Source organism: Intrasporangium calvum (genome assembly GCF_028446585.1).
Classification (GTDB): Bacteria; Actinomycetota; Actinomycetes; order Actinomycetales; family Dermatophilaceae; genus Intrasporangium; species Intrasporangium calvum_A.
On record NZ_JAPFQL010000084.1, the window covers coordinates 1 to 16178 of the forward strand.

The window sequence follows — 16178 nt, forward strand, 5'->3', positions numbered from 1 at the left end:
CCGGGGTGGCCCCCAGCACAGCGTGTCGCGAACTGCTCTTTCGATTTCCCCGGCGCAGCGTGTCGCGAACTGCTCTTTCGATGTCCCGGGTGGTGCTGTCCGAGGTCAGCCGCCCTCGATGCGGAAGACCGTCATCGAGATGCGGGTCATGATCGACGTGCGCAGCGCGTCCGGCGCGTGCTCGGCGTTGCATGACCGCTTGATCAGCGCCTTGAGCGTGGTGTCGAGGTTGTACTCGTTCAGGCAGGGTCCGCACTCGTCGAGGTGAGCCTGGATCTTGGCGCACTCCCCCGGTCCGAGCTCCCCGTCGAGGAACTCGTAGACCCGCAGGAGCGCCTCGGAGCAGTCGGTGCGCCCCGCCGACGACAGCTTGTCGCGCTCGCCCATGCCCATCACCGCTTCCCTCCGGCGCCGCCGGCAGCGACGAAGCCCCGCTCGACGGCGTAATCGGTCAACAGCTCGCGCAGCTGGCGGCGACCCCGGTGGAGCCGGCTCATCACGGTGCCGATGGGCGTGTCCATGATCTCCGCGATCTCCTTGTAGGAGTAGCCCTCGACGTCGGCGAAGTAGACCGCCAGCCGGAACTCCTCGGGGATCTCCTGGAGTGCACGCTTGACGTCGCTGTCCGGCAAGTGGTCGAGCGCCTCCGCCTCGGCCGACCGGAGACCAGACGAGGTGTGCGACTCGGCCCGGGCGAGCTGGTAGTCCTCGATGTCGGACGAGTCGGACTCGAGGGGCTGGCGCTGCTTCTTGCGGTAGCTGTTGATGTAGGTGTTCGTGAGAATCCGATACATCCAGGCCTTGAGGTTGGTGCCCGGCTTGTACTGGTGGAAGGCCGCGTAGGCCTTTGCGTAGGTCTCCTGGACCAGGTCCTCGGCGTCGCTCGGGTTGCGCGTCGTGCGCAGGGCGGCGCTGTAGAGCTGGTCGAGCAACGGCATCGCCTCACGCTCGAAGCGTTCCCGGCGCGCCTCCTCGGTCTCGGCGGCGACGTCGACGGCAGCGCCCACGGTTGCACCCGTGGCATCCGTCGGGCCGTCGGCACCGGCAGATGGCACGTCGACGACGGAGATCGCCGAGGCGGGGTCGGTGTGCTTGTCCTTGCTCATTGCCTCCCACCCTAACCCCGGGGGGAGAGTCGCCGGAGCGATCGCGCGGGCCGACGCATCCGGCAGGCAGGTCACCATGCTCGTGCAACGCGGCGCCGTTCGACGTCATTCCCCCCTCATCCCGGCAGCAGCCCAGCGATCCGGGTCAGCGCCTCGACGAGGGCCGGCCGCGCCCCCTTGGGGAAGCTGTGCGCCCCCGGGACCTCGATGACCTCGGCCCATCGGGGCACGTAGGGCGCCAGCTCGTCCGGACTCCCGAACGGGTCGCGGGTGCCCTGCACGAGCCAGGTGGGGTCCGGTGCCAGGGCCAGCTCGGCGTCGCGGAGCCGGTCCGGCCGTCCCGGCAGGTGGAGCGGGAAGCTGAGCAACAGGCCGGCATCCGCCTCGAGCTCGGCCGCGGTCCGGCAGGCGACGCGTGCGCCTGCGGACCGCCCGCCGACGACGAGGGGCCGCGGGAGACGCCCCCGGCCAGACATGAGGGCGGTCACCATGGGCACCCACGCGGCGTCGAGCGTGGGTGGGCGGCCGGCGATCCGACGACCGGCGACGAGCCACGGCTGCTCCACCACGGCGACGGCCCAGCCGGCCGCGACCAGGACCTCCCGGGCGACCGTGAGGTCGAGGCTGTGCAGCCCTCCCCCGGCCCCGTGCCCGAGGACGACGGTCCCACGGGAGCGAGCTGGGCGGCATACGTGCGCCCTGCCGGGTCCCTCCGGGGTGGGCAGGTCGCGCACCCGCTCGACCACGCGCCCGCCGCCGCTCACCCCCCGATCACCTCACCGGTCATCGGGTCGACGACGCCGACGAGCTCCTCGCGCGGGACGGGGTCGAGCAGGGCCGGGCCGTTGTTGGCGGTGGCGCCGACGGCCCGCCCGACCGGATAGGCCTCGAACCGTCCCGGGGCGGAGAACTCGAGCAGCTCGCGCACTGCGTCCTGGTCCTGCAGGCCCGGGTCCAGCCAGGGGGCCCACTGCTCACGCTCGAGGACGAGGGGCTCCCGGTCGTGGATCCGGTCCATGCCGGGGTCGGCGGCCGTCGTGATGATGGTGAACGTCGTGAGCCACGCGTCGGGATGGCCATCGGGCAGGTCACGATCGCGCCAGAACTCGTAGAGTCCGGCGAAGCCGACCTTGTCGCCGTCGGCCCGGTGGATGAAGAAGGGCTGCTTGCGCGGCTTGCCCTTGGCGTCGACGGCGGTCGGCGACGGCTGCCACTCGTACCATCCGTCGGCGGGCACGATGCACCGCCGGGACAGGGCCGCCTTGGCGAAGGCGCCCTTGCCGAGGACCGACTCCGCACGCGCGTTGGTCATCCGCTGGCCGACCTTCACGTCCTTGGCCCAGCTGGGGACGAGCCCCCAGGTGAGCAGTCGCAGCTGGCGGGTCGCTTCGGCGGGAGCCGCCTCCTCGGTGGCCTTGTGGGGCCGCGTGAGCACGACGAGTGCCTGCTTCGAGGGCGCCATGTTCCAGTCCGGCTCGGCCGGCGCCGGCCGCTGCGGGTTCTTCAGGATGCTGCGGCCCGGTTCGTCGGAGTGGTCCTCGTCGATGTCGAACGCCTCGACCAGCTCGTCCGGCCGCGCGCTCGCGGCGTACCTCCCGCACATGGGGTTCAGCGTATGCCGCTGAGCTCGCTCCCCGGGGCCAGCGCGGTCCCGGCCCTCCCGTCCCCGCGCCGCACCGTGGGGCGCTCGGCCCGGGCGGGTTGGGTATGTCGATAGCGTAGGAAACCACTTCAGGAGGAATCCCGATGATCGTCCGTCGTATCGCCCGCCCCTTGCTCGCCTCGGTCTTCGTCGCCGCCGGCGTCGACGCCCTGCGCAACCCTGCTCCGCGCGCCAAGAAGGCGGCCCAGCTGCTCGACACCGTCTCCGCACCACCGGCCGTGCAGGAGGATCCTGACCTGTTCGTCCGCGTCAACGGCGCGACCCTGGTCGCCGGCGGTGCGCTGCTCGCCACGGGCCGGATGCCACGCCTCGCCTCGACGCTGCTCGCGGCCTCGGTCGTGCCCACGACGGCGATCGAGCACGCCTTCTGGGACGAGACGGATGCCGACAAGCGCGAGCAGAGCCGTAGCCTGTTCCTCAAGAACGTCGGCCTGCTCGGTGGCCTGCTGCTGGCCAGTGTCGACACCGCCGGCAAGCCCGGGCTCGCCTGGCGAGCCCAGCACGCCACGCGGACGACGCGCCGCGAGGCGCGCCACGCCAAGCGGGCCGCGGCCCGGGAGGCCCGTCTACTAGCCCATCGAGCCCAGGACGTCGTGAGCTGACTTGAGTCCCGCCGACCATTCCCCCACCGCAGATCCCACCAGCCATCCCGGTCCCACGACGGTTCCCGGGGACTGGTCGGCCCCCACCCCTGACCGTCCCGTCGACGCGACGGTGGTCCTGCCCGGCAGCAAGTCGCTGACCAACCGCTATCTCGTGCTCGCTGCGCTGGCCGGCGACCGCTCTCGCCTCCGGGCGCCACTGCGCTCACGCGACACGCTCCTGATGGCCGACGCCCTGCGCGCCCTGGGCGTCCGCATCGAGGACGTGGCTCCCGACGGTGACGTGGCGGGCGCCGTTCCCGACTGGCTGGTCACGCCGCCCGCACAGCTGCGGGGAGACGTGACGATCGACTGCGGGCTCGCCGGGACGGTGATGCGGTTCCTGCCTGCCGTGGCCGCCCTGGCCCAGGGGACGGTCCGGCTCGATGGGGACCCGCAGGCGCGGGTCCGGCCGATGGGCCCGGTGGTCGACTCCCTCCGGGCCCTCGGGGTCGACCTGGAGGACTCCGGCGGCTACCTGCCGGTGACCGTGCGCGGTCGCGGCGCGGTCCGCGGCGGGGCCGTGACGTTGGACGCCTCGGCGTCCTCGCAGTTCATCTCGGCGCTGCTCCTGGCCGGCGCACGCTACGACGAGGGCGTCACGGTCCACCACGACGGCCGACCCGTCCCCAGCCAGCCACACATCCTGATGACCGTCGAGACGCTGCGGGACGCCGGCGCCCTCGTCGACGACTCCGAGCCCGACACCTGGCGGGTCGAGCCATCCGAGATCAACGCACTGGACGTCTCGATCGAGCCCGACCTGTCCAACGCCGGCCCGTTCGTGGCGGCGGCCCTCGTCACGGGCGGCACGGTCCACGTTCCCGGCTGGCCGCAGTACACGACCCAGGCCGGCGACCTGATGCGGGAGATCCTCGACACCATGGGCGCCGACGTGCGGCTCGACCGGCACGGGCTGACCGTGACCGGCAGCGGCGAGCTCTTCGGCATCGACATCGACCTGCGCGACGCCGCGGAGCTCACGCCGACCGTGGCCGCCCTCGCTGCGCTGGCGTCGACCCCGACGTCGATCCGGGGCGTCGCGCACATCCGCGGCCACGAGACGGACCGCCTCGCCGCCCTGACCGCCGAGCTGGGTGCGCTCGGGAGCGCCGTGACCGAGACGGAGGACGGCCTGCGCATCGCCCCGGCGACACTCCACGGGGGCCGGTTCCGCACTTATCACGACCACCGGATGGCCACCGCGGGCGCCATCCTCGGTCTGCGCGTCCCCGGCGTCGCCGTCGAGGACGTCGAGACGACGTCCAAGACGCTGCCGGACTTCCCCGGGCTGTGGGCGCGCATGCTGTCCGATGGGGCGACCACGGCCGGTTCGTCCGGTGCGACACCCGCCGGCCCGGCCGCCGCAGTGGAGAGCGCTCGATGAGCTGGCGGGACCTCGACGAGGGCGACGTCCGCGTCCGCCCCAACCGCAGGGGGTCGAGGCCCCGCACCAAGGAGCGGCCCGCGCATGCAGATGCCGTGGTGGCCATGGTCGTCGGCGTCGACCGGGGCCGTTACACCTGCCTCGTTCCCGAGGTGCGCACCAAGCGCCAGGCGGCGCCGGAGCGCGTGGTGACGGCGATGAAGGCCCGCGAGCTCGGCCGCACCCGCATCGTCGTCGGGGACGACGTCGCCCTCGTCGGCGACACCAGTGGCGACCCCGACGCCCTCGCGCGCATCGTGCGCATCGAGGAACGCCGGTCGGTGCTGCGGCGCACCGCCGACGACACGGACCCGGTCGAACGCATCATCGTGGCCAACGCCGACCAGCTCGGCATCGTGACCGCCCTCGCGGACCCCGAGCCGCGGCCGCGAATGGTCGACCGCTGCCTCGTCGCCGCCTACGACGCGGGCCTCGAGCCGCTGCTCATCCTGACCAAGGCGGACCTCGTCGACCCGGCGCCGTTCCTCTCCTCCTACGCTCCGCTCGAGGTGGACCACGTCGTCACGCACCGCGAAGGGGGTGCGATCGTCGGGATCGACGACCTGCGCGAGCGTCTGGATGGACGGGTCACCGTGCTCGTCGGGCACTCGGGGGTCGGCAAGAGCACCTTGGTCAACGCGCTCGTGCCGGGTGCGCGGCGGGCCATCGGCGACGTCAACGACGTCACCGGCCGGGGGCGCCACACGTCGACGAACGCCGTCGCGCTGCGGCTTCCGGAGGGCGGCTGGGTCGTCGACACGCCAGGGGTGCGGTCCTTCGGGCTGGCGCACATCGACGTCGACCGGATCATCGACCACTTCCCCGACCTCGCGACCGGCACCGAGGAGTGCCCCCGCGGCTGCACCCACGACGAGGAGGAGTGCGCCCTCGACGCGTGGGTGGCTGCGGGCGACGCAGGGCCGGCGGGACCTGCCCGGCTGGAGTCCCTGCGCAGGCTGCTGCGCAGCCGCTCGGCCGCCGACGAGTACTGACGCCGACGGCCGAGCGATCACTGCACCCCTCGGAAGGGCGCGCGGGGAGGACCTCAGGCCTGCGGTGCCAGGGTGAAGCCGACTCCGTTCGGCGTCTCGGCCGCGTCGAGTATCTGGTCGTCGAGCGCGGGGACGGCCTCCTGCGCCACGTAGACGTTGGCCTCGCCGGCAACCAGCACCGCGTCCGTGGGCTGCGGCCCGGACACCACACTCACGGCGAACTGGCCGCTGTCGCTGGCGATCCGCAGCCCCGCGCTCTCCTCGGGCGAGCTCTGGGTCAGGCCCTGGACGACGGCCTGGGCGTTCTCGGTCACGGTCAGCATGGGTGAATCTCCTGTCTTCGTGCGGTCGCCGGCCGGGCCGGCGTCGACGCCTACGACCACCTCGCGGGGCAAGTGCGCACACGCCTCGGACTCCTCCACCCTCACCGACCCCGGGGGGTGGATGTCAAGTGCGCCCATGGCCCGTGGGGTCCCGACCCACCCGGAAAGGGCTGCGGGACAGTGGAACCCAGCCCAGCGGCATACTCAGGACTGCGGTCCGCTCGGCGACCTGGAGGAGAGCCGCGATCCTTCCCGGCCACGCCGCTCGGCCGGCCGCTAGGCTCCGCCACGTGACCTCCTACGACGACGACCTTCGTCTCGCCCACGTTCTCGCCGACGCCGTCGAGCGTGTGACGATGTCTCGCTTCCGCTCGGCCGACCTCGTCATCGAGAGCAAGCCGGACCTCACACCGGTGACCGATGCCGACCGGGCGGCCGAGGAGCTCATCCGCACCCAGCTCAAGCGGACCCGGCCCCGGGACGCCGTCGAGGGCGAGGAGTTCGACACGACGGGACATGGTCCGCGCCGCTGGATCGTCGACCCCATCGACGGGACGAAGAACTACGTGCGTGGCGTCCCCGTGTGGGCCACGCTGATCGGCCTCGTCGACAACGGTCGACCCGTCCTGGGCCTCGTGGCCGCGCCTGCACTGCAGCGCCGCTGGTGGGCCGCCGTGGGCTCCGGCGCGTGGACCGGTCGCTCACTGTCGTCGGCGAAGCGCCTCACCGTGTCGCAGGTGGGCCGCCTCGGCGACGCGTCCATGTCCTACTCGTCGCTGTCGGGCTGGCGGGTCCGCGGACGCCGCGACGACTTCCTCGACCTCATGGACGACTGTTGGCGCACCCGGGCCTACGGCGACTTCTGGTCCTACATGCTCGTCGCCGAGGGGGCGGTCGACATCGCCGCAGAGCCGGAGCTCGCCGTGCACGACATGGCCGCCCTCGTCGCCATCGTCGAGGAGGCCGGCGGTCGGTTCACCGGACTGGACGGCCGCGACGGGTGCTGGAGCGGCAACGCCGTCGCGACGAACGGGCTCCTGCACGACGAGGTGCTGCGCCGGATCGGGATGCCGGCAGCCACCGACTGAGGCAGTGCACGCACGGTCAGTCGGTGACGACCGTGACCTCCCCGAGGCCGAGCCCCTCGATCGCCGCACGGTGCGCGTCCGCATCGCCCACGAGGACGATCGTCCAACCCGCGCCGGACGGCGCCTCATCTCCGGCCACGCCGGCCGCAGCAGCGAAGCGACGGAAGGCGTCGTCCGCCCGCGCCTGATCGACCTGCTCGAGGTCGCGCAGGTTGGCCGTCGTGAACTCGGTCGTCCGACCGTCCAGGGCCATGTTGATCGCCTCGTCGGCCACCGCATCGGCCGTCGCATACCGTCCGGGTGCCGTCTTGCTGATGAAGTCGACACCGGAGCGGACCTCCTTGTCGGAGAAACCGTCCCGTCCACTCTCGAGGATCTCGACGAGCAGGCGGACGGACTCCGCCGTGCTGTCTGCCCGGACCGAGCCAGACGTCAGGAAGAGGCCGCCGGTGCGTCGCGGCCGGAAGCTCGACCGGATGCCGTAGGTGTAGCCCTTCTCCTCCCGGAGCACCGCGTCGATCCGCGCGTTGGGCGACCCGCCGAGGACGAAGCCGATCACGGGGTACGGCGCCCACCCACCGTCGACCGAGCGGTCCGGGCCTGGAGCGCCGACGACGACCTCGGTCTGCACCGAGCCCGGCCGGTCGACGATGACGAGTCGTCCCCGGTCAGGTGCCAGGGTCGCCTCGCGACTCAGCGACGAGGGACGGTCGGCGCCGCGGCGCCAGCCACCGAGCGCCTCGTCGAAGAGTGCGTGGATGTCGAGACCAGCAAGGTCACCGGCCACCGCGACGGTCGTCCCCGCGGCCGTGACGTGCGCCTCGTGGAAGGCCACGACGTCCTCGCGCGTGACGCGAGAGACGGTGTCGCGGGAGCCGCCGGTCGGCCGCGAGCCTCGCTCGTCCGCGGCGAAGAAGGTCGACACGAACTCCAGCGCCGCCCGATGCCCCGGGATGGACCGCTCCTGGTCGATCTCGGCGAGGCGGGTGCGCACCTGCCGGGCCACCTCGTTGTCGGGAAAGGCAGGTTCCGTGAGGATCTGGCGGAGCAGGTCCAGCGCCGGAGCGAGGTTGCCCTTGACGACGTCGAGGTCGAGGGTGAGCCCGGCCTCGCTGATCCCCGCGCCGTAGCTGATTCCCTTGCGTTCCAACAGCCGCGCGAACTCCTCCGCCGAGTGGTGGAGCGTGCCCTCGTCCATGGTGCGCGCCATGATCGTGGCGACGCCCTCGAGATCACGCGGCTCGGCGTTGATCGGCACGGGCAGCCCGAGGCGGACCGAGATGACGTACTGGCCCGGCACGTCGTAGGTGACGAGACGCAGGCCGTTGGGCAGGTCACGCGTCTCAGCGTCCGGGAAGGACCACTGCGGCGGCATGGCGACGCTGGGCCTGGCGTTGCTCGTCATGCCGCCACCTCCGCCTCGTCCTCGGCGAGATACCGCACCACCGCGCGAGTGTCCGGGTCGAGCCAGTCCTGTGCGGCCTGCCGGACCTGTGCCGCGGTGACCGCCTTGACCTGGTCGACGAAGGTGTTGATGTAGGCCGGGTCCCCGCTCAGCAGCGCATGGTGGCTGATGTGGTCGGCTCGCTCCTCGATGCTCGCGAGGGCGCTCAGCCAGGAGCGCTCCGTGTCGGCGATGACCGACTCGAGCTCGCCCTCGTCCGGCCCCTCGGTGATGAACCGGGCAAGCTCCTCGCACACGGTCGCCTCGACGCCCTCCGGATCGGCTCCGGCAGCGATGTCCACGGTGAGGGTGCCCAGCCCGACGCCGTCGACCAGGCCCATCGTCCATCCGGACACCGAGGTCGCCGTCTCGTCCGTCCGCACGAGACGGCGCATCAGTCGTGAGCTGGCGAGGCCGCTCAGCACGTCGACGGCGATCGAGCACGCGTGGTACTCCGGTGTCGTATCGACGGGCAGGCGGAAGGAGATGTAGATCCGGTCGTTGGGCACGTCGCCGGGGCGATCGAGCCGCACCGGCTCCGCGAGGGGGCGCAGCTGGGGCAGCCGCTCCCGCTGCTGGAGCTCGATGGGAGGCAGCCCTCCGAAGTAGCGTTCGGCCGCCTCGAACCCCTGCTCGGGCGTGATGTCACCGACCAGCGTCAGGACGGTGTTGTTGGGGCCGTAGTGCGCCCGGTAGAACTCGTGGACGTCCTCCAGCGTGGCCGCGTCGAGGTCCTCCATCGACCCGATCGTCGGGTGGTGGTAGGGGTGGTCGGCCGGAAAGACGGTCGCGTAGATGTCGATGAGGGCCTGGCCGTAGGGCACGTTGTCGTATCTCTGGCGCTTCTCCTCCTTCACCACGTCCCGCTGGTTGTCGAGGTTCTCCTGCGTCACCGCGTCGAGGAGGTAGCCGTGACGGTCGGCCTCCAGCCAGAGGGCCAGGTCGAGGGCGCCGACAGGGATCGTCTCGAAGTAGTTCGTCCGGTCGAACCAGGTCGTCGCGTTGAGGCGAGCGCCTTCATTCATCAGGGCGCTGAAGTGCTCGCCGGAGGCGACGTTGCGACTCCCCTGGAACATCAGGTGCTCGAACAGGTGCGCAAAACCGGTGCGGCCGGGGCTCTCGTGGCGTGAGCCGACGCCCACCCACAGGTTGACCGCCACGTTGGGGACGGCATGGTCCTCGGAGACGATGACCCGCAGGCCATTGGGAAGAGTCCGCTCGACGAGGGGGTACGCGATCGACGTCACGGCACGACCCTATGTGACGGGCACACCGAACTGGATCGATGGCATGATCCATGACCAAAGGTTCTGTTATCAATAACTGACTCATCATAACATTGGCATATGCTGGGCTGATGGACGACGACGCCCGCGACCCCGACCTGCTCACCACGATCCGCGACTCCGTGATCGGCGACGACCAGGTCCTTCCGGGCCCCTACGGTCCGCGCCGCGTCACCTACGCCGACTACACGGCGTCAGGCCGGGCCCTCACCTTCATCGAGGACTTCATCCGTGATGAGGTCCTGCCCCGTTACGCCAACACGCACACGGAGTCCTCCGGCACCGGCCTCCAGACCACTCGGCTGCGCGAGGACGCGCGCCGGACGATCCGGGACGCCGTCGGGGGGGACGACGAGACCGTCGTCATCTTCGCCGGGTCCGGGTGCACGGGAGCGATCGACAAGCTCATCGGCATCCTCGGCCTGCGCGTGCCGTCGGCGTTCGAGGACCGCTGGCACGCGAGCCGACTCGTGCCGGAGGCCGAGCGGCCGGTCGTGTTCATCGGACCCTACGAGCACCACTCCAACGAGCTGTCCTGGCGCGAGTGCGTCGCAGACGTCGTCGTCGTGCCCCAGGACGACGACGGCCACATCAGCCTGAGCGCCCTCGAGGCGCTCCTCGACCAGCACGCCGACCGGCCGCTGAAGATCGGGTCCTTCTCCGCGGCGAGCAACGTCACCGGCATCCTCACCGACACCGACGCCATCTCCACCCTCCTCCACGAGCACGGCGCCCTCGCCTTCTGGGACTTTGCTGCCGCCGGCCCCTATGTCGACATCACGATGTACGGCGGCACACCAGGCACTCGGGACTCGGCCCGCAAGGACGCCGTGTTCCTCAGCCCTCACAAGTTCATCGGCGGTCCGAGCACCCCCGGCGTCCTCGTCGTGCGTCAGGAGCTGCTGACCAACCGTGTGCCCGACGTCGTCGGCGGGGGGACAGTCGCCTACGTCAATCCCGACTCGCACGACTACCTCACGGACCCGGCCCACCGGGAGGAAGGAGGCACCCCCGCCATCATCGAGGCGATCCGGGCCGGTCTCGTCTTCCGGCTCAAGTCCGCCGTCGGCGTCGACGTGATCCGCGCGCGGGAGGAGCGCTTCCTTCGTCGGGCGGTCGCGGCCTGGTCGAGTGAGCCGACGATCGAGATCCTCGGCAACCTCGACACCGAGCGTCTGTCCATCCTCTCCTTCGTCGTGCACCGCGACGGCGAGGGGGGTCGCTTCTTCCTGCACCACAACTTCGTCGTCGCCCTCCTCAACGACCTCTTCGGGATCCAGGCTCGCGGCGGCTGCTCGTGCGCCGGACCCTACGGGCACGCCCTCCTGGGCATCGACCCCGAACGCTCCCACGAGCTCGAGCGCCAGATCACCGGCGGGTGCGAGGGCATCAAACCGGGCTGGGTGCGGGTCAACCTCAACTACTTCGTCTCTGACACCGTGGTCGACTACATCATCGAGGCGGTGCGGCTGGTGGCCCGCGACGGCTGGCGGCTGCTCGGTGACTACGACTTCGACCCAGCCTCGGGCCGCTGGACGCACCGGCGCGGTCCGGTCGAGCCGCCCCTGCGCCTGGCTCAGGTCCAGTTCGAGGGTGGGCGGATGACGTATCCGAACTTCAGCGAGCGCGCCCCTGAGTCCGCCTTGGCGGGCTACCTCGAGCAGGGCGCCCAGATCCTGCGCGACGCCGTCCCGCCGTGCGACGACGCCGCGAGCGTCAGCGCGGACTTCGACCACCTCCGGTGGTTCGACCTGCCGCGGACCGCCATTCGCCCCTGAGGCTCGGCCCTGAATGCATTTCAGGCCCGGAGATCGAGATCTCCGGGCCTGAAATCAGTAGCGGGGGCAGGATTTGAACCTGCGACCTCCGGGTTATGAGCCCGGCGAGCTACCGAGCTGCTCCACCCCGCGTCGGTGAAACCAACCTTACGTGAATCCCTCCAGAGGACCAAATCGGGCACCTGCAGCGCCTCGGAAGGACGTCGCAGGTGCCCGATTGCTGGCTGTTCAGCCCTCGTGTCAGCCCTGGTGTCAGCCCTTGTCGGGGGCGGCGGCAGCCGCCCGCGACAGCGCCTCCTTGAGTCGCTCCTGAGCCTCACCGTAGGCAGCGAAGTCGCCGTTGCGCAGCGCCTCCTCACCGGCGCGGAACGCCGCGTCAGCATCGGCGAGCGCCTGCCGCAGTGCGTCTGCGTCCGGTGTCCCCGTGGGCGACGGGGACGAGGCGCTGGGGCTCGGGCTGCCGGACGGGGACGGTGTCGGCGTCGTCCCCGGTGTGCCGCCGGGTGTCACGGGCGTGTCCGTGCCCTGGTCACCGGCAGCCGCCCCGGACGACCCGCCGAAGAGGTCGTTGAGGGCATCGTCGAGCGAGCCGGCCCAGGCGATCTTCTCGCCGAAGGACACGGCCACCGCGGACAGTCTCGGATAGGCGCCCGCGCCTGAGGCCTGGACGTAGATCGGCTGGACGTAGAGCACACCACCACCGACCGGCAGGGTCAGCTGGTTGCCGAACGTGACTTCCGCTCCCTGCAACGCCGTGGTCGAGATGAACTGCGCGAGGGTGCCGAAGCCGGAGTCCGTCGAGGACACCTGCGACGACCGCATGTCGTTGTAGACCTGCCCTGGGCCCTTGACCGTGGTGCTCGTCGGCTCCAGCAACCGGAGCTGGCCGTAGCCGGGGGCCCGCTTGCCGTCCTCGGAGCCGGCGTCTCCGTCGGCGGCGAGGAAGCCGGTGAGCAGGTTGCGGTCGCCGACGGGCATGAAGGTCGACGTGAGCGAGAAGGCCGGCTCCTGCTGCCCCGGCATCGCCAGCGACAGGTAGTACGGCGGCTGGAGGAGCGACTGCTCGGCGTTGGCGCCCCGCGTGGGGTCGAGCGGCACGCGCCAGAAGGTCTGGCCACCGTAGAAGGACGAGGCGTCCGTCTCGTGGTACTTCGTCAGCAGCTGTCGCTGGATCTTGAACAGGTCCTCCGGGTAGCGCAGGTGCTCCATCAGAGAGCCCTTGATCTCGCTCATCGGCTTCACCGCATCCGGGAAGATCTTCATCCAGGCCGCGAGGATCGGGTCCTGCTCGTCCCACTGGTAGAGGGTCACCGTCCCGTCGTAGGCGTCGATGGTGGCCTTGACGGAGTTGCGGACGTAGTTGATCTGACCGGCGCGGATCGCCTGGACGGAGTCCCGGGTCCGGGTGACGGCGTCCGACGTCGCCGAGTCGAGCGTCGCCATCTGCGAGTAGGGATACATGTCGGTCGTCGTGTAGCCGTCGATGACCCACTTGACCCGCCCGTCGACGACCACGGGGTAGGCGTTGCCGTCGAGGGTGAGCCACGGGGCCACCCGCTCGACGCGCTCGCGTGGTGTGCGGTGGTCGAGCAGACGCGAGTCGTTGGTGACCGCATCGGACAGCAGGAAGTTGATCTCCCGGTACTTGAAGGCGTAGGCGAGCCGGCGCATGGCGTCGAGCTCGACGCCACCGATGCCGGCGTAGCTGTTCGTCACCTGCTGGTTGCCCTCGGACAGGTAGTCGAACTCCTTCTTGCCGGCTCCGACGATGGAGTACTGAGGCGAGGACTCACCGAAGTAGATGCGCGGCTCGTACTTGCCCAGGACTCCGCTGGTGCCGATCTGGGACTCGAAGAAGGTCGGGCGGCCGTCGTCCTCGCGGGTGTTTCCCTTGGCGGCGACGACGCCGTAGCCGTGCGTGTAGACGGTGTGGTCGTTGAGCCAGTTGCGCTGGCCGTCGGGGACGCCGGTCAGGTCGAGCTCGCGGACCGCGATGACGGTGTCGGTGAGGGTGCCGTTGAGGTTGTAGCGGTCGACGTCGAGCACGTCCGCGAACTGGTAGTAGCCCTTCGACGCCTCGAGCTGCTTGAACGTCGGGCTGACGACGTTGGGGTCGATCAGGCGGATGCCCGGGACGGTGGCTGCGTCGTTGCGCAGCTGTCCCGGACTCGCCGTCGCGGTCGTGTCGTACTTCTCGACCTTGACGTCGTCGAAGCCGTACGCCTGTCGGGTCGCTTCGATGTTGCGCTCGATGTAGGGGATCTCGAGGTTCTTCTCGGAGGGCCGCACCTTGAGCGACTGGACCAGGGCCGGGTAGATGCCGCCGACGGCCACCACGACGACCGCGAGGACCGCCACGCCGACGAGCGGCAGTCGCCAGGACCGCGTCCAGATGGTGCTGAGGAACATACCGGCGCACATCAGGGCGGCGATCGCCAGAATCCCCTTGGTCGGGATGACGGCGTGCGCCTCGGTGTACTGGATGCCGGTCATCCGGGTCGACTGGGCGTTGGCGAGGTTGTAGCGGTCGACCCAGAACGCGACGGCGCGGACGAGCACCAGCGCCGCCGCGATGATCGACAGGTGCACCCGGGCGGCCTGCGTCGAGCGGGTCTTCTGCGCCGCGACGATGCCGCCGTAGAGGTAGTGCGTGAACGCGGCCGCGATGAAGCCGAGGACGAGGACCATCGTCAGGAACGAGACGATGAAGTTGATCCAGGGCAGGTCGAAGACGAAGAAGCCGATGTCGAGGCCGAACTCCGGGTCGGTCGTGCCGAACGGGGTGCCGTTGCGCCAGAGCAGGAACGTGTCCCACTGCGTCGCGGCCGACAGCCCCGCGAAGAGACCGATCGCGAGCGGCGCGGCGACGGTGGCGGTCTTGCGCATCGGCTCGACGAGCTGGCGGTAGTGCTCCATCGCCTGGGTCTCGGGCGATGGCGCGTAGATCGGCCGGTTGCGGAACGCGACGTGGATGCTCGACCACACCACGGCTGCGGTGAAGAGACCGCCGACGAGTCCGAGGACGAGCTTCGTCACCAGTTGCGTGGCGAAGACCGACGAGAAGTCGACGGACTGGTACCAGAGCACTTCGGTCCAGAACGTCGCCAGGGTGGCGACGACGAGCAGCAGGGCTCCGGCGACGACGAGCGCCGTGATGAGGGGGCTGCGGTTGGGGGGCAGGGGTGCCGCTCGTCGAGCAGCCGCCTGCTCGCCGCCGTCACCAAAGGGGCCCTTGGGTGGGCCGAAGTCGCTGTCGCTCACGTTGCGTCGCCTCGAGATGCTGGGGCCGGCCGGGACTCGCCGTCGCGAAGTACCGCTTGCGGCAACGATAACCCGAAGGGGCTGCGGGTCTTCGGTCGGCCACGCTCGCACCGCGCTCGGGCGTCCCCTTCCGGCGATGAGGCCGTATGCCGCTGGGCTGGCTCCCCGGGTCCGCTCCCCCGAGGTGGTTGGATGGGTGGGTGGAAGAACAGCCGGTCCAGTCCGTCACCGCCGACCCCTTGACCGTGGCGGCCCTCGACACCGAGCGCCACGTGGCGGCCTCCGGCTGGGACCAGCCGGCCCGCCTCTTCGCGCTGGTGCGCACGGCCGCCGTCCTGGACCGGGAGCCGCACCTGCGCGCGCAGATGGGCCCTGCCGACCTGGCCCCGGGCGCCCTCACGGCGATCGAGCAGGAGGGCCTTCCGGCGACGTCGTCCTTGGAGACCCTGCTCGGTCGAATCGCCTGGCCGGACGAGGTCGACGGTTGCGCCTTTGCCATCGAGCGGATCGTCGTGCCGCCCGACGCCGAGCGCGACCTGCCGCAACGGTCGGAGTCAGCCGTGGAGGCGTTGGCCGCACACCCGGACCGTCAGGACGTCCGGCTCCTCGTGGCGGTCCTTCGAGACGGTTCCTCGATCTGCCTGCTGCGCCAGCGCGCCCACGACTCGGACGACGCGGTCGCGACCGGCAAGGACATCGCCCCCGGTCTCGTTGCCGCCCTGAGGGCGACCTTCGAGGACTAGCCCCGAGGGTCAGCAGCGCCCGAGACCGGAGGTGCGGCCGGAGGCGATGCCCTCGACGGCCGCCAGCGCGTCGTCGAACGTGTCGACGGCGAAGACCTGCAGGCCGGACGGGACGTTGCCGCTGACCTCCGGGCAGTTCTCCACCGGCGCGAGGAAGTACTCGGAGCCGCCGCCCCGGGCGCCCGCCATCTTCTGCTTGATGCCGCCGATGGGTCCCACGTCACCGGCGTCGTCGATGGTGCCGGTGCCGGCGACGTCCTGACCCTCGGTGAGCGACCCGGGCGTGAGCTTGTCGTAGATGCCCAGGGCGAACATCAGCCCCGCCGAGGGGCCGCCGACCTCGCCCGCATTGATGGTCACCTTGGCGGGGAAGTCGTGGTCGAGCGTGAGGATGATGCCGAGTGCGGTGCGCCCCTCCGGGCCGGCC

At 70.9% G+C, this 16178-nt stretch carries 15 protein-coding genes and 1 tRNA gene; 6 read left to right on the forward strand and 10 right to left on the reverse strand.

Going from position 1 to position 16178, the window contains the following annotated elements; translation table 11 throughout:
• Positions 1-105 precede the first annotated feature (105 nt).
• From rsrA to OO014_RS16170, 4 genes are read right to left on the reverse strand one after another with little or no spacing between them, the layout of a single operon-like run.
• A complete protein-coding gene (gene rsrA, locus OO014_RS16155; protein WP_334685053.1) occupies positions 106-387 on the reverse strand; it encodes a mycothiol system anti-sigma-R factor in 282 nt (93 codons plus the stop codon).
• A 5-nt stretch (positions 388-392) separates the two neighbouring features.
• On the reverse strand, positions 393-1184 hold the full coding sequence (locus OO014_RS16160; RefSeq protein WP_272463353.1) for a sigma-70 family RNA polymerase sigma factor: 792 nt from the start codon (positions 1182-1184) through the stop codon (positions 393-395).
• Positions 1185-1222: 38 nt separating this feature from the next.
• Positions 1223-1870, reverse strand: a complete 648-nt coding sequence (locus OO014_RS16165) for an alpha/beta family hydrolase (RefSeq protein ID WP_272463354.1) — start codon at positions 1868-1870, stop codon at positions 1223-1225.
• Positions 1867-2709 (reverse strand): SOS response-associated peptidase, encoded by an 843-nt coding sequence (locus OO014_RS16170; RefSeq protein ID WP_272463355.1) that lies wholly within the window; start codon positions 2707-2709, stop codon positions 1867-1869. The genes OO014_RS16165 and OO014_RS16170 overlap by 4 nt, the downstream gene beginning before the upstream one ends.
• A gap of 143 nt (positions 2710-2852) precedes the next feature.
• On the opposite strand from OO014_RS16170, the gene OO014_RS16175 reads away from it, so the two are divergent.
• From OO014_RS16175 to rsgA, 3 genes are read left to right on the forward strand one after another with little or no spacing between them, the layout of a single operon-like run.
• Entirely contained in the window at positions 2853-3371 is a 519-nt protein-coding gene (locus OO014_RS16175) for a DoxX family protein (protein ID WP_272463356.1), read from the forward strand.
• A gap of 1 nt (position 3372) precedes the next feature.
• Positions 3373-4797, forward strand: a complete 1425-nt coding sequence (aroA, locus tag OO014_RS16180; protein ID WP_272463357.1) for a 3-phosphoshikimate 1-carboxyvinyltransferase — start codon at positions 3373-3375, stop codon at positions 4795-4797.
• Positions 4794-5828 carry a ribosome small subunit-dependent GTPase A gene (rsgA, locus tag OO014_RS16185; protein WP_272463358.1) on the forward strand — a complete coding sequence of 345 codons (1035 nt, stop codon included), beginning with the start codon at positions 4794-4796 and terminating at the stop codon, positions 5826-5828. The genes aroA and rsgA overlap by 4 nt, the downstream gene beginning before the upstream one ends.
• A 53-nt stretch (positions 5829-5881) precedes the next feature.
• On the opposite strand, the gene OO014_RS16190 is transcribed toward rsgA, so the two are convergent.
• Positions 5882-6151, reverse strand: a complete 270-nt coding sequence (locus OO014_RS16190) for a Fe-S cluster assembly protein HesB (RefSeq protein ID WP_272463359.1) — start codon at positions 6149-6151, stop codon at positions 5882-5884.
• A 290-nt stretch (positions 6152-6441) separates the two neighbouring features.
• Between OO014_RS16190 and hisN the strand changes: the two genes are divergently transcribed.
• Positions 6442-7239: a histidinol-phosphatase gene (gene hisN / locus OO014_RS16195; RefSeq protein ID WP_272463360.1), complete on the forward strand. Its 798-nt coding sequence runs from the start codon at positions 6442-6444 to the stop codon at positions 7237-7239.
• Between the two features lie 16 nt (positions 7240-7255).
• On the opposite strand, the gene OO014_RS16200 is transcribed toward hisN, so the two are convergent.
• Together OO014_RS16200 and OO014_RS16205 are read right to left on the reverse strand one after the other, a co-directional pair.
• Positions 7256-8644 (reverse strand): M16 family metallopeptidase, encoded by a 1389-nt coding sequence (locus OO014_RS16200; protein WP_272463361.1) that lies wholly within the window; start codon positions 8642-8644, stop codon positions 7256-7258.
• A complete protein-coding gene (locus OO014_RS16205; RefSeq protein WP_272463362.1) occupies positions 8641-9930 on the reverse strand; it encodes a M16 family metallopeptidase in 1290 nt (429 codons plus the stop codon). Before OO014_RS16205 ends, OO014_RS16200 begins: the two co-directional genes overlap by 4 nt.
• Before the next feature lie 110 nt (positions 9931-10040).
• Between OO014_RS16205 and OO014_RS16210 the strand changes: the two genes are divergently transcribed.
• Complete coding sequence (locus OO014_RS16210) at positions 10041-11747, forward strand: aminotransferase class V-fold PLP-dependent enzyme (RefSeq protein WP_272463363.1); 1707 nt, start codon at positions 10041-10043, stop codon at positions 11745-11747.
• Positions 11748-11805: 58 nt separating this feature from the next.
• Here the strand turns inward: OO014_RS16210 and OO014_RS16215 are convergent.
• Together OO014_RS16215 and OO014_RS16220 are read right to left on the reverse strand one after the other, a co-directional pair.
• Positions 11806-11879: transfer RNA gene (locus OO014_RS16215), tRNA-Met, on the reverse strand.
• A 120-nt stretch (positions 11880-11999) separates the two neighbouring features.
• Positions 12000-15008, reverse strand: coding sequence for a UPF0182 family protein (locus OO014_RS16220; protein ID WP_272463364.1), 3009 nt, complete (start codon positions 15006-15008; stop codon positions 12000-12002).
• Positions 15009-15208: 200 nt separating this feature from the next.
• On the opposite strand from OO014_RS16220, the gene OO014_RS16225 reads away from it, so the two are divergent.
• A complete protein-coding gene (locus OO014_RS16225) occupies positions 15209-15751 on the forward strand; it encodes a PPA1309 family protein (RefSeq protein WP_272463365.1) in 543 nt (180 codons plus the stop codon).
• Positions 15752-15760: 9 nt separating this feature from the next.
• Here OO014_RS16225 and OO014_RS16230 read toward each other — a convergent pair.
• Positions 15761-16178: S16 family serine protease (locus tag OO014_RS16230; RefSeq protein WP_334685054.1), on the reverse strand; the 418-nt coding region annotated here is incomplete at its 5' end.

Excerpts from the sequence above, each read along its gene's own strand:
- rsrA (WP_334685053.1), bottom strand. The coding sequence starts at position 387 with ATGGGCGAGCGCGACAAGCTGTCGTCGGCGGGGCGCACCGACTGCTCC.
- OO014_RS16200 (WP_272463361.1), bottom strand. The coding sequence starts at position 8,644 with ATGACGAGCAACGCCAGGCCCAGCGTCGCCATGCCGCCGCAGTGGTCC.
- OO014_RS16160 (WP_272463353.1), bottom strand. The coding sequence starts at position 1,184 with ATGGTGACCTGCCTGCCGGATGCGTCGGCCCGCGCGATCGCTCCGGCG.
- rsgA (WP_272463358.1), top strand. The coding sequence starts at position 4,794 with ATGAGCTGGCGGGACCTCGACGAGGGCGACGTCCGCGTCCGCCCCAAC.
- OO014_RS16190 (WP_272463359.1), bottom strand. The coding sequence starts at position 6,151 with ATGCTGACCGTGACCGAGAACGCCCAGGCCGTCGTCCAGGGCCTGACC.
- OO014_RS16175 (WP_272463356.1), top strand. The coding sequence starts at position 2,853 with ATGATCGTCCGTCGTATCGCCCGCCCCTTGCTCGCCTCGGTCTTCGTC.
- OO014_RS16210 (WP_272463363.1), top strand. The coding sequence starts at position 10,041 with ATGGACGACGACGCCCGCGACCCCGACCTGCTCACCACGATCCGCGAC.
- OO014_RS16170 (WP_272463355.1), bottom strand. The coding sequence starts at position 2,709 with ATGTGCGGGAGGTACGCCGCGAGCGCGCGGCCGGACGAGCTGGTCGAG.